The following is a 13,582-nucleotide window of genomic DNA, read 5'->3' on the forward strand; positions in this document are numbered from 1 at the left end:
ACCGGCTTTTGCTACCGGTCCTGGGGTGGCTTGTACTTGATTACCCGCAAAGGTAGAGAAAATATGGTATCTGTAGCCGGTCAGGAACTGGCTTCAGGTACCTCTTTCTGATTTTCTACCTGATTCAAAATTGATTTAATGATCTGGAGCGGTACGATGACCCAATCGGGACGGTTATTGAGCTCCTCGTTAAGGTCAAAGATCGCTTTTTCGAGAATGAACGTCTGGGTCATTACGTTCAGGTCTTCTTTTTCCCGGGGAATAAACAGGCTGCCTTCTACGGTTTCCAGGTAAGCCTGCATAAAGAAGCCCGATACGTAGTGTACCCAAATCTCGGCGAAAGGCAGCAGTTTTGGAATGTCTTCCTCCCGAATCTGGTCGTTCCGCAGCAGGGCTGAGTAGGCCGCGTAGTAAAACGAATGAACCATACCGATGACGTCGCGCAGGGGCGAACGTTTCAGTCGGCGCTCGCTATGGCTGCGGCTGGGATCTCCTCCAAAGTCAAAAATAGCCAGGTCTTTTCCCGTAAACAGGACCTGCCCCAGGTGGTAATTGCCATGAATCCGGATTTTTACCACATCCAGCTTTTTAGTATAAATCCGCTTCAGCAGGCTCAATATTTCTTCCTTCTGGGCCAGCAGCTTTTCGGCATCTTCCCGCACGTTATCCGGCAGTTTTTGCAGGTTGCGGGACTGGTTCTGGAAAGTCTCCCGAACCAGCGACTGCAGCGCCGAGAACAACGAACGCTGGTAATGCAGGGAGAAATCTTCGGGGGCGAAGTCTTTTTGACTGGTGTCCGAAGCCAGCGCTTTGTGCATTTCGCCCGTTCGTAAACCCAGTAGCCGGGTACCTTCGGCGATGGGCCCGCCCAGCAGCTCTTTCAGGTCTTCGGGTATATCATCATACGCCACCGGCTCGGTCAGGCTGCCTTTCAGTTGGTAAGAAGGCAGCGCGTCCTGATCCAGCGCCAGAATACGCTCGTAGTAGTTGTTCAGCCTTTCCAGCATGTAGTTCCAGCCTTCGCCGTGGCTCTCGACCGATTTCTGCATCATGCCCAGTACAATAGAATCCCCCTCAACTTTCCATTCTATCGCCCCAATAAAGGAAGGCATATAGTCAAAATGGGCCTGCTCGCTCAGGAAACGCGTTATTTCCATGTCCGGATTGATGGCACGGTCCACGCGGCGGTACATTTTGAGCGAGAAATCGTTGTCGTAGGTAATGTAGGTATTTTGCTCTGACGCCTGCAGCCGCGACTTTATCTCCTCCTGGCCTTCGGGTAGCAGGTCTGAAATACCATCTCCCCTGAACACCAGCTGCCCCTTATCGAGCGAGATTGATTCTTTACCTGCAATATTTTTAAAGAGCTGCTGCTGCATTTCAACGGTAAAGAGAGCATCGCAAAGAAGCCCCGCCTGTTCTCCTACCTGTATCTCAGCCAGTACCGCCTGCGGGCAGTTTTCAATGATACGTTTTGAGGTGTCTTCCGTTACCATGGTCAGCGCCAACTGGTACGTTTCGGGTAATCCGCTTTCGTAGTGTACCTCAATAAGAAGTATGCGGACCTCGCTTTCGGTTAACGACCAACCCGCATGCTGCACCACTTCGGCACTTAGTACCGTTCGTTTTTTTCCGTTAAACCAGCTCATTTTCTTCAGATAATCCTGAAGTATGCTAGTTTCCAGTTGCTTCAGTGTTTCTTTCTGAACCAGGTTCTCCCATTTATTTATTCTGATTCTTGGAAGTGGTCTCACTTCATCCGCGCTAAGGAATACCTTTTCCAACACAAACCACTGGTACCCGTAGGAGCCCAGGGTAAAGAAGTAGGGGCTGTCTTCTTTGATAACCGGAAAACGATTTTTGCTGAATACCTCTACCGGCACGTATCCTTTAAACGCACCCAGGTCCAGTTCGGCGGGTTGTGAGTACCTCGACAGATTAACTATCACGAGTACCGTTTCATCATCGTAGCTACGGGTAAAGGCCAGTACTTTCGGGTTATCAACATTGATAAATTCCATGTCGCCACGGCCAAAAGCCTTGTACCGCTTCCGCATAGTAATCATGCGCTTCATAAACCACAGCAACGACGACGGGTTACGGCGCTGCGTTTCGACATTGACCGACTCGTAGTGGTATTCCGGATCGAGAATAACGGGCAGGTACAGTTTCTGCGGATTTGATAACGAGAAACCGGCGTTACGGTCGGGTGACCACTGCATCGGCGTACGAACGCCGTCGCGATCACCGAGGTAAAAATTATCACCCATACCAATTTCATCGCCGTAGTAAATTACGGGCGTGCCGCTGAGCGAGAACAGCAGGCAGTTCATCAGTTCTATTTTGCGACGGTTGTTCTCCATGAGCGGCGCCAGGCGGTGCCGGATACCCAGGTTTATCTTCGCCTTTGGGTCCTTGGCGTATACCTTGTACATATAATCCCGCTCTTCGTCCGTCACCATCTCCAGCGTCAGCTCATCGTGGTTGCGCAGGAATATGGCCCACTGACAGTTTTCGGGAATGTCGGGAGTTTGCTCAAATATATCTGTAATGGGGTACCGGTCTTCCATCTGCAGGGCCATGAACATCCGGGGCATTACCGGGAAATGGTAGTTCATGTGACACTCGTCGCCGTCGCCGAAGTACGAAGCCGAGTCTTCGGGCCACATATTGGCCTCGGCCAGAAAGACCGTACCGGGAAACCTCTGGTCAATGTGCGTCCGTAGCTTTTTAAGGAAAACGTGGGTTTCGGGCAGGTTTTCACCGTTGGTACCCTCGCGCTCGTATAGGTACGGAACGGCATCCAGCCGGAAACCATCCACGCCCATTTCGCACCAGTAGTCTATGATCTTGAATATCTCGTCCTGCACCAGCAGACTGTCGTAGTTGAGGTCGGGCTGGTGGTGGAAAAAGCGGTGCCAGTAGTACTGCTGCGCTACGGAGTCCCAGGTCCAGTTGGACGCTTCGAAATCCTGAAAAATAATACGGACATCCTTATACTTCGTCGGGTCGTCATTCCATACGTAAAAATCACGTTCGGGCGAGCCCTTGGGTGCCCGCCGCGCCCGCTGAAACCACGGATGCTGATCGGAGGTGTGGTTTATTACCAACTCCGTAATTACTTTCAGGTTACGGCTATGCGCTTCGTTAAGAAACAGTTGAAACTGTTGTATATCACCATAAGACGGATTGATACTGTAGTAGTCTGCTATGTCGTAGCCGTCGTCCCGCAGGGGAGAAGGATAAAAAGGAAGTACCCAGATGGCCGTTACGCCCAGATCTTCCAGATAATCCAGCTTTTCCATAATACCCTGGAAATCGCCGATTCCATCACCGTTACCGTCCCGGAACGCCTTGATATGTAATTCATAAATAATGGCGTCTTTGTACCAGTGGAGATTATCATCAAATACCGTCTTATTTTTTGCCATAATTTCTTTATTTTTCTTTTGTATGGTGCATAATTTACGTGCCACCTCAGCCAGCGGCGCCGGCAGTTCAGCGGCAGGTTTGGTTTAAGTACTTGCTATTTACAAAGTCTATACCCGGCCTTGTAAGTAGCCCGTGCCTGAATAGATTTACAGCGCCTCCGCCCATTGGCCGTGGTCAGAGCCGTTCCTATGATTATAACTGTATCTAAGTAGTCATGTTTAGAAAGAAGCTTTCTTAAGGTACTTTAGCAGGAGAATTTCTCACTTACGCCCTGTGGTCATCTGTCATGAAAAACACCGCTTTTCTTATTGTACTGCTTGTCTATACGGTAGGTACTTCTTACCGTAGCTATTCCCAGCAGCCTCCCCGCACTATTGTGGAAATAAAAGGAAACCAGTTCTACATCAACGGCCAGCCTACCTACCCCAACCGGTACTGGAATGGTCATAAAATAGAAGGCCTGCTGATGAACTCCCGGATGGTACAGGGCATATTTGACGACCAAAACCCCGAAACCCGGTCGTTGTTTGTCTACCCCGATACCCGCCTGTGGGACGCCGACCGCAACACCAACGAGTTTGTCAATGCCATGGAAGAGTGGTACCGGCACGGCCTGCTGGCCTTCACACTGAACCTGCAGGGTGGCAGCCCCACCGGCTACGGCAATAAGGGCTGGGTCAACTCAGCTTTTGATGCCAAAGGCAACCTCCGGTTCGACTACTTCACCCGGCTGGACAAAATACTCCAACGGGCTGATGAACTCGGGATGGTAGTTATACTGGGACTTTTTTACTTTGGGCAGGACGAAATTCTGGAAGACGAGAAAGCCGTAGTAAACGCCGTAGACCGGGCTACCGACTGGCTGCTAAGGAAAGGGTATCGCCATGTCCTCATTGAAATCAATAACGAGTGTAATGTCCGCTATGACCACGCTATTCTGCAACCCGAGCGCGTACACGAGCTGATAGAGTGGGTACAGCAAAAAGAGGAAAAGGGGTACCGTTTGCTGGTAAGTACCAGTTACGGAGGAGGCACCCTGCCCAGGCCTAATGTCGTAAGCGCCGCCGACTTTATTCTGCTCCACGGCAACGGAATCAAAGAGCCCGAACGCATTACCCGCCTGGTTGAACAAACCCGGCAGGTAGAGGGCTACCGCAACCAACCCATTGTATTCAACGAGGACGACCATTTTGACTTTGACCAGCCGGTCAATAACTTCGTAAACGCCGTAAAAGCGTACGCCTCCTGGGGGTACTTCGACTACCGCAAAGAAGGGGAAGGATTCCACGAAGGCTACCAGAGTATACCCGCCGACTGGGGTATTAATTCCGATAGAAAGCGGGGGTTCTTTACTTTGTTACGGGAGATTACGGGCGGCAACTGATTTAGCGTTTTGCCAGCCCCTTCGGCTGTCCCTCAACGTTTTGTACCAGGTCTTTTCGGTACTTGTCGACCCAGGTTTTCCGGATGCGCAGGTGCAGCCCGAGGGCGTCGTTGAGCAGTTGGCCCCGGTCCCAGCCCAGCGCCCCGCTCACCTGTACCCCCGGCCAGAAACCCACGTCTGCTCCCACACTCAGATAAGCCGACAGTTGGGTTAGCATGGGTTCAAGGGCGACGTCGTAGGTACCTGCATTGCGCGAATAAGAAACTTTTCCTATAAAAGACACCGCTGGCGAAAAACGGCCCGCAGCCCCCATGTGCCAGGCCTGCACCCGGTTATTGCTGGTAAAAGCCCCACCGGCCGGGGGCAGTCCTTGTTTCAGTTCGGGATTGGCCGTGATAAATGGAGTACCCAGGGTGCGCCCGAAATACGACCATCCGTCGCGGTACTGGGCGTGGTTGAAGTAGTTGTCACGACCGCGGTACTTAGCGGGAGAGTCCAGAAACATATCACCTCCCTGGCTCATTGTGTGCAGGTACTCTACCGTCAGGCGCTCGAGCTGTACACCGGCCAGCGGCTGGCGGCGGTTCTGCCAGCTGATTCCGTTGAGGCCGTCGACCAGGCTGGTCAGGTAATACAGGGAGCCATCTTCGTAGACACTTTGCCGGTACACCAGGAGCGATGAGTAGCCCAGATTCACCTCCAGCGCTCCGTCAATACTCCCCAGGTGATTCCCCACCCGGTTGCCCCCGTCGAAGCTGTTACCAAACTTGAGAGAGTCACCCGCTACACTCTTACCCGAAACCACGTACAGGTAGGCTTCCAGGTTACTTGGGAGTCGGCCTTCGGTAGAAAAGAAGGGAGAACGCCCGCCCCACTGTGCCTGCGTGTTCATGCCTCCGTAAAAACGCAGGCGGGAATCGGCTTTTCCCAGGCGTACGTACAGCGACTTCTGATGCAGAAGGGCACCGGTGACAAAAGGACGCGAGTTCTCAAAAAAACCGTGTGAATAGCTGGCTTTTATCCCCACAAAGGAGCGGGCCGGCCAGTAGTCGGGAATTCTCAGCTCAACCTTAGGGATAGGCAGGGCGTTACCTGACCAGATATACGACCCCGAACTGAGCAGCGTGTCCAGTAGCCCTACTACCTCGCGGCGGCGACCGCCGTACAGTTCAAAAGGCCCGTAACGCATTTTTACATAGGCCTCCGGTACCAGCAGTTGCCAGTCGCGCCCTGTAGTGTTCAGGACTACGTCAGCACCGTAACCAAAATCAACCTTATCAAATTTAGCGGTCTGAATTACTGATTTATAACTCGTATGGACATTCCCCCGCAGTACTCCGGCTACCGACCCCTGGGGTACTATGCCGTACTGATTGGTACGAAACCAAAAGGGCAGGCTCCCTCCCTGCGACAGCCCCGCGTGGGAAAGATAGGTACCTGTTTCAACTTGAAACCGCGTGGTTCGCCAGCCAGGTTCTTCAGGACGTACCAGGGTGGCAGCGGGCTGATTGTCCTCTTTATCCAGGGAAGTTTTTGTCCGGTTGTCGGTTTTTCCGGCGGGTTGTACCTTTATAACGGACTGGCCGGGAATAGATGCTCTCCTGATTCCGGTCAGTTCAAAGCCTGTATTGGGCTGGTTTTTTGGAGGCTCCTGCGCATACGCGGTCAACGACAGCATGTACACAGCCAGCAGTAAAAATCTGTAAAGACCTTTCTTCATAATCTATTGGTGCAAGTAAGAGTAATCTAGACTTCCTGACACTGGCCGACAGATTAATATTTAATATCTATCAACAGGCAATGTTGCCATAATTGAGCAGGTAGTTGCTGGTTTTCCAAACTTGCAGCCCCAACCTCCTCCTCCACGTATCAAACTATACGTATCAATCAGACTTGGATTCTGATAGCGAATAACGAGATGAAAAGGATTGCTTTTCCGGGAGGTTTGTCAGGTAGAAAGATGCAGCACCAGGAAGTACCGTAGGCTGAAAAGATACAGGTGGGAGTAGGTAGTGTACTAACATTAGACTGGTTTAGTTTGGTGTGGATATATGTCTATTATGTATGGCGTGGATATACATCTGGCAGGCTTTTATCAGGCCTGCTGGTGACTTAGCAAAAAATTGTGCCAGTAGCTTAGAAAAGTACAATTATCTTTTTTAGACGTATATACGTGCTAAAACGCCCGGAGTGTGGAGAAAGCGATAAGCAATTTTATGTACTTTTTTCCCCAACTGTCCATATACGAAGAATCCCGGGAAGGGAGTAAAAATGTCCAATCTGCCAAAAGCCGGAGCGAGGTACTATACCAGGCAAAAAGGCCAGAGAACCGCAGCTGCGGTTCTCTGGCCTTTTTGCCTGGAAACTATATTTTCAAAGCTCGGTTTTTCTTAAAACTCCGCGCTCTTGGGGTAGCGGGGGAAGGGAATCACATCACGGATATTACCCATACCCGACACAAACAGGACCAGGCGCTCGAAGCCCAAACCAAAGCCGGCGTGGGGAGCCGTACCAAATTGCCGGGTTTCGAGGTACCACCACAGGCTCTCGGGCTCAATACCTACCTCGTGTACACGCTGGAGTAGCTTTTCGTAATTTTCTTCCCGCTGGCTCCCACCAATAATTTCACCGATCCCCGGAAACAGTACATCCATGGCCCGGACGGTTGGCCCGGGGGCCGCCGCCGACTCGTCGTCCTGCTTCATATAAAACGCCTTTATCTCGCGGGGGTAGTTGGTCAGGATGACGGGTTTTTTGAAGTGCTTCTCGACCAGGTACCGCTCGTGCTCACTCTGCAGGTCTATGCCCCACTCTACCGGGTACTGAAACTTCTTTTCCTTATGCGCTTTCGATTTCACCAGAATATCGATTGCCTCGGTATAAGTCAGCCGTTCAAACGGGCTATCTACCACAAAGCGCAGCTTTTCCAGCAACGGCATGGAGCGCTCGTTCTGGGGCTTGTTCTTTTCCTCTTCGGCCTGGCGCTTCTCCAGAAAAGCCAGATCGTCGGCGCAGTGTTCCAGGGCATAACGAATCACGTACTTGACGAAGTCTTCGGCCAGGTCCATGTTATCTTGCAGTTCAAAGAAAGCCATTTCCGGCTCAATCATCCAGAACTCAGCCAGGTGGCGGGTAGTATTGGAGTTTTCGGCCCGGAAGGTAGGTCCAAAGGTATATATCTTTGAGAGGGCAAGCGCGCCCAGCTCACCTTCCAGCTGCCCGGATACGGTAAGGTTGGTTTCGCGGCCGAAGAAATCTTCTTTGAAGTCAATTTTACCCGCCTCGTCTTTGGGAGGGTTGTACATATCCAGCGTAGTAACCCGGAACATCTCGCCGGCACCCTCCGCGTCGGAAGCGGTAATAATGGGCGTATGCAGGTAAAAGAACCCGTTGTCGTTGTAGTACTTATGCACGGCGTAGGCCAGCGTGTGGCGCAGGCGCAGGATAGCGCCGAAGGTATTGGTACGGGGGCGCAGGTGGGCGATTTCCCGCAGGAACTCCAGCGAGTGTTTCTTAGGCTGTAGCGGGTACACCTCCGGGTCGGCGGTACCGTATACCTGTACATCCTGGATTTTTACCTCTACCGACTGCCCCGAACCCAGCGACGCTACCAGCTGGCCCGTTACTTTAATACAGGAGCCCGTCGTAATCAGACGCAGTAGGTCATCGGGTAACTGCCCCGGCTCGGCTACGGCCTGGATCGTATGGATGGTGGAGCCATCATTGAGGGCAATGAATATGGCATTTTTGCTTTCGCGCTTGGTACGTACCCATCCTTTTACCTCTACCGACTCGCCTACGGGCGTACTATTTATTAACTGCTTAATCTGTACGGGACCCATTGTTATTTAACTTCTAAATGTTCTGGCTTAACTGAATAAGGCTGCAAATTTAGGAAGTTAAGGCTCGAAAACCTACCTGCCCTACAAGTTAAAGATTTACCCTATTTTTGGGTTTTTGTGCCTCTATTGTACTTAGCATTAAAAATATTTTATAGGCTAAGGTGTTAATTTTCAATTATATCAAAAAAGGTTACAAAATATTTTATTCTTATTATAGAATTTGCGCTAATTTGGTACAACTATTGTTAGAATAGCCAAATAAAGTATTAAATGTTTGATGTTTTTAAGGCTCGTGAGACAAACAGATATTGCTTATGAAAAACCTTTACTGATACATGCAAAAGCTGAGTTTAAACCAAACACTACTGCAGAAGCTGTCTCCGCAGCAGATTCAGTTTATCAAGTTATTGCAGATCCCTACCGCCGAGCTGGATGCCCGTATCAAGGAAGAGCTTGAAATAAACCCGGCTCTGGAAGAAGGGGCCGAAGAACTACCAAACAACGAGTACGAAACTGACCTGCAGGACGACACCTACGACGACCGCCGCAGCGACGATCTTGACATTGAGAGCTACCTTAATCCGGACGAGCTCAACGGCTATAAAATGTACGGCGACGGTTCGTTTTCCAACGACGAAGAGGACCGCGACTACCCCATGCCTACCCGCCTGACTCTTGTTGACAGCCTGTACCAGCAGTTTGGTTTTCTATACCTGACCGACCAGCAGCGCTACCTGGGCCTGCACCTGCTGGGCAGCATTGAAGGCGACGGCTACCTGCGCCGCCCCCTTAAAGCCATCGCCAGTGACCTGGTGTTTACGCAGGGCGTTTATACCAGCGAGCAGGAACTGGAAAGCATTCTTAAGAAAGTACAAAGCCTGGAGCCCGCCGGTATTGGCGCCCGCAACCTGCAGGAGTGCCTGCTGCTACAGCTCCGCCGCAAAGACCAGCGCGACCTTATTGTACAGCTGGCCCTGCAAATCATTGAGCACTACTTTGAAGAATTCTCTAAAAAGCATTACGAAAAGATTCAGAAGCGCCTGGGCATGAACCAGGAAGAGGCCCGGCAGGTACTTACCCTTATTACCCGGCTCAACCCCAAGCCCGGCTCCGTGGAAGGCGACGACGACCGCGCCCACTACCTCACCCCTGACTTTATCCTTACCAGCCACAACGGTCGGCTGGAAGTAAGCCTCAACTCGCGTAATGCGCCCGAACTGCGGGTCAACCGCACCTTTGCCGAAATGCTGGACACCTACCAGAAAAGCGACAAAACCAACCGTAACATCCGGGAAACGGTCACTTTTGTGAAGCAAAAACTGGACTCGGCCAAGTGGTTTATCGATGCTATCAAGCAGCGGCAGGCTACCCTGATGCGTACCATGAGCGCCATCCTGAAGTACCAGTACGACTTCTTCCTGGAAGGCGACGAAACCCGTCTCAAACCCATGATCCTGAAAGACATCGCCACCATTATTGACATGGACGTGTCGACGGTGTCGCGGGTAGCCAGCAGCAAGTGCGTGCAGACGGAGTTTGGTCTGTATCCGCTCAAGTACTTCTTCTCGGAAGGTATCTCGACCGAATCGGGCGAAGACGTCAGCAGCCGCGAAGTGAAGAATATTCTGCGGGAACTCATTGAGAGCGAACCTAAGCGCAAACCTTTTTCTGACGATAAATTAGAAAAATTATTGAACGAAAAAGGCTACAACATAGCCCGCCGGACGGTAGCCAAGTACCGCGAGCAGTTGAATATTCCCGTAGCCCGCCTGCGCAAACAGATCTGAACCAGCCGAGTGACATTGTTCGTGTAGTGTTTTAAGTTAATTTTGTGGTTTGATACACGAACGAAGCTGTCACAATTCCTTTGAATACCCGGTTAGCGCTTATTCTGTCTGTACTGTTGCATCCGTTGCTGATGCCCACCTACCTGTTTGGCTTACTGTTCCTGTTTGTACCGGAGGTACTTGGTGTAAATGCCCTCAGCGGTTCGGCGCAGAGTAGCCTGCTGGTACTCCTGTTCCTGAATACCTTTATGGCCCCGGCCCTGGTCATTTACTACTTCTACCGCCTTGGCCACGTCAAAAGCCTGCACCTGGACACGCTCCGGGACCGCCGCCTGCCCTATATCGTTACTATCCTGATCTATAGCTTTGCTACCTACCTGTTTGGCTGGCAGTTTCAGCCCATCAGTGAGCTGGCCCCCAACATTGCCGTGGTGCTGGGTAGTATTACCATATCCATGGCTGTGGTAGCGCTGGTGAGCCTGCGCTGGAAAATAAGCGCCCACGCCACCGGCATGGGAGGCAGTCTGGGGGCTATTGCCTGCCTGTTCCTGCGCTACGGCGACAACACCCTGTTTTATCCGCTTATTCTGGGTATCCTTATTACCGGCTGGCTCATGAGCGCCCGTTTGCACCTCAACGCGCACACCCCCGCCCAGGTAGGGGCCGGGCTGGTACTGGGTATGGGGGTAAGTACTATTGCCATCTTTGTGTTTTTCTGAGCGCGCCGCCTCGCGACTTCTACTAACTTCCTGCCCCCATGTATCAGCACCTGCTTTACGAACTAAGCGACGGCCTGGCCCGCATTACCCTCCACCGCCCCCAGGTCTACAATGCCCTCAGCCCCGAACTGATCCAGGAAATTACCGCCGCCGTACAGGCCGCCGAGGCCGACGAGAGCGTCCGGGTGGTACTGCTGACCGGTGCGGGCGACAAAGCTTTCTGCTCGGGAGCCGACCTGAAAGCCGGTATGGGCGAAGCCACCGGTATGGGCGACGCCCTGCGTACCCGTTACAACCCCATGATCCTGGCGCTGCGGAACCTGCCCAAGCCGGTTGTGTGCCGCCTCAACGGCCTGGCCGCCGGGGCGGGTTGCTCCCTGGCCCTGGCCTGCGACGTCGTCATTGCCACCGAAGAAGCCTACCTGTCCCAGATTTTTGTCAACATCGGGCTGATGCCCGACGCCGGTTCTACTTTTTTTCTGCCTCGTTTGGTAGGTATGGCCCGGGCCTTTGAGCTGGCCTCGACGGGGCGGCGGGTGTACGCGCCCGAGGCGGTTGAGTTGGGGCTGATCCAGCGCGCCGTACCGGCCGCCCAACTCGACGAGGCCGTCAACGAAGTACTTGACTACTACCGCTCGGCTCCCACCCGGGCCATAGGTACCATGAAGCAGGTACTTAACCAGTCTCTGTATTCGGACCTGCCTGCGATGCTGGAACTGGAAGCCCGCTACCAGGACGAACTCAGCCAAACCCAGGACGCGGCCGAAGGTATCGGGGCTTTTCTTCAGAAGCGACAGGCTGTGTATCAGGGCCGGTAGAGGCTCAGGAGGTATTTTGCAAAATTTTTTAGCCGGAACGCTTGCTAAAAATACCGCCAACGGTTAGTTTTGCAGTCCGATTCAATACAACGGTTTCGTAGCTCAATTGGATAGAGCACCTGACTACGGATCAGGAGGTTTGGGGTTCGAATCCCTACGAGACCACTTCACTATCAAGCACTTAGCAAGAAATTGTTAAGTGCTTTTTCTTTTACCTCGCCCACATTTATAAGCTTTCTCTTTCAATGCACTTTCATAAAAGAGTAAAATCGGATCAAGATTTTTTCCCAATAGCCTCGCTTGCATACTTCTTAAGCTTGAATACTTTACATAAAGGGGCTTATAGAACAACGGGAATTGACCTAAAATAGAATGTGTAAACCAATATCAGGAAGAGACAAGTGTAAAGCTATTTCAGTATACTTCAGTATTACAATTGAAGTACTTGCTCTACATATACGCCATTCTATTTTCTTAGCTCCTCAAACACGTCTCCGTGACTGACAAACAGCTTGGCCTTGGAATAGACGCCATTGCTGTTTTGTATGAACTCAATCTGCGCATTGCCGTCCAAGACGAAAAGGTTTTTAGATATATGAGCAAGCTCAGATATATTACCTGAGATATTGCAAAAAAGCTTGTTTCCCTCACGATAGATGGCCAAGGGGCCGTATGTGCCGACGAATTTATCAAACTGATCCACGGGTAGGGTGCCAAGGTCCTGGTTTACATGGAGCGCATTGATCAAGTACTCCATCTTTTGTTTCTCCTTTTCAGTTTTTGCAGTTGCCTGGCGTTCTCTAAATATAAGCTCCTGTGCTTTGATAAGGGCTTTTGCAGCCTCCACTTTTACATCAGGAATTACACCCGTGCCCTCCCAATCGGTCTTAGTAACAGGATTTGATGAACGGCCAAATGGGATTTGAACAATATAGCCTTGCCCCACAGAAAAGGGATTAGTGGGATGCGCACCACCGCCGGTAACTTCCCCTATGATAGTTGCCCGTTTGGCCTGCTGCATACCATAGCTGAAGTCCTCACCGCCTGAAAAAGTTTTTCTGCTGGTCAATATATACATCGGCATAGAAAGGATCAAGCCGTCTGTCTTCGCCGGGTCGGCATAGTAAAAGGTAGTGTCTTTGTTCGATCGGTTGATTATTACATTTAAAAGGGTCGTATAACCATAAGGATAATTTAGCAAAAAGCCTTTAATATTGTATTGGTATTGTTATAAAATAATACGGCTAATTAGGTTTTCATCTAATCGCTTAAAAAATGTCCTGAACTATTGCCTATTTACGTGTCTCGACAATGGACCAGGATCTGGAAAAGAACAAAGCCGACATACTGAACCTGGCCAACGAGAAGAATTTAGGAAAGGTAGAATTCATACAAGAAAATGGCCGGAGTAAAACTAGGTCGGCCTATTGGCCCGGGGAAAAGTAAATTGGACCAGTACAGGCCGGAGATCGAAGCTTTACTGCTGCATGGTTCGAGTCAGAAGTACATTGCTGAACGCTACCTCATCACGGAAACAACCCTATCCAACTGGATAAAAAAGAATGGTATAAAAAAATATAAAAGAGTTGCTTGACACTGG

General features: G+C 51.1%; 9 protein-coding genes and 1 tRNA gene. 6 read left to right on the forward strand and 4 right to left on the reverse strand.

All coding sequences use genetic code 11. From position 1 onward, the window contains the following. Window positions 1–80: 80 nt before the first annotated feature. Window positions 81–3,431: a maltose alpha-D-glucosyltransferase gene (gene treS / locus VGN67_RS09540; RefSeq protein WP_327486582.1), complete on the reverse strand. Its 3,351-nt coding sequence runs from the start codon at window positions 3,429–3,431 to the stop codon at window positions 81–83. Between the two features lie 287 nt (window positions 3,432–3,718). Between treS and VGN67_RS09545 the strand changes: the two genes are divergently transcribed. Next, the gene (locus VGN67_RS09545) at window positions 3,719–4,816 is read left to right on the forward strand and encodes a hypothetical protein (RefSeq protein ID WP_327486583.1); all 1,098 of its coding nucleotides are present in this window, start codon (window positions 3,719–3,721) and stop codon (window positions 4,814–4,816) included. A 1-nt stretch (window position 4,817) separates the two neighbouring features. Here VGN67_RS09545 and VGN67_RS09550 read toward each other — a convergent pair whose 3' ends face one another. Both VGN67_RS09550 and asnS read right to left on the reverse strand, forming a co-directional pair. Next, window positions 4,818–6,536, reverse strand: coding sequence for a capsule assembly Wzi family protein (locus VGN67_RS09550; RefSeq protein WP_327486584.1), 1,719 nt, complete (start codon window positions 6,534–6,536; stop codon window positions 4,818–4,820). 670 nt (window positions 6,537–7,206) lie between these two features. Beyond that, a complete protein-coding gene (gene asnS / locus VGN67_RS09555; RefSeq protein WP_327486585.1) occupies window positions 7,207–8,658 on the reverse strand; it encodes an asparagine--tRNA ligase in 1,452 nt (483 codons plus the stop codon). A gap of 335 nt (window positions 8,659–8,993) precedes the next feature. Between asnS and rpoN the strand changes: the two genes are divergently transcribed. The 4 genes from rpoN to VGN67_RS09575 all read left to right on the forward strand — a co-directional run bounded on the left by rpoN (window position 8,994) and on the right by VGN67_RS09575 (window position 12,147). Beyond that, window positions 8,994–10,445: an RNA polymerase factor sigma-54 gene (gene rpoN, locus VGN67_RS09560; protein WP_327486586.1), complete on the forward strand. Its 1,452-nt coding sequence runs from the start codon at window positions 8,994–8,996 to the stop codon at window positions 10,443–10,445. Window positions 10,446–10,525: 80 nt separating this feature from the next. Continuing rightward, window positions 10,526–11,164 carry a hypothetical protein gene (locus tag VGN67_RS09565; RefSeq protein ID WP_327486587.1) on the forward strand — a complete coding sequence of 213 codons (639 nt, stop codon included), beginning with the start codon at window positions 10,526–10,528 and terminating at the stop codon, window positions 11,162–11,164. A gap of 38 nt (window positions 11,165–11,202) precedes the next feature. After that, window positions 11,203–11,982 (forward strand): enoyl-CoA hydratase/isomerase family protein, encoded by a 780-nt coding sequence (locus VGN67_RS09570; protein WP_327486588.1) that lies wholly within the window; start codon window positions 11,203–11,205, stop codon window positions 11,980–11,982. A gap of 91 nt (window positions 11,983–12,073) precedes the next feature. Continuing rightward, a tRNA-Arg gene (locus VGN67_RS09575) sits at window positions 12,074–12,147 on the forward strand. Between the two features lie 301 nt (window positions 12,148–12,448). On the opposite strand, the gene VGN67_RS09580 is transcribed toward VGN67_RS09575, so the two are convergent. Further along, window positions 12,449–13,183 (reverse strand): S41 family peptidase, encoded by a 735-nt coding sequence (locus VGN67_RS09580; protein WP_327486589.1) that lies wholly within the window; start codon window positions 13,181–13,183, stop codon window positions 12,449–12,451. Between the two features lie 110 nt (window positions 13,184–13,293). Here VGN67_RS09580 and VGN67_RS09585 point away from each other — a divergent pair, with 110 nt between their 5' ends. After that, window positions 13,294–13,428, forward strand: coding sequence for a hypothetical protein (locus VGN67_RS09585; RefSeq protein WP_327486590.1), 135 nt, complete (start codon window positions 13,294–13,296; stop codon window positions 13,426–13,428). Window positions 13,429–13,582 lie beyond the last annotated feature (154 nt).

This window comes from Telluribacter sp. (assembly GCF_035998675.1).
In the GTDB taxonomy this organism is placed as follows: domain Bacteria; phylum Bacteroidota; class Bacteroidia; order Cytophagales; family Spirosomataceae; genus Telluribacter.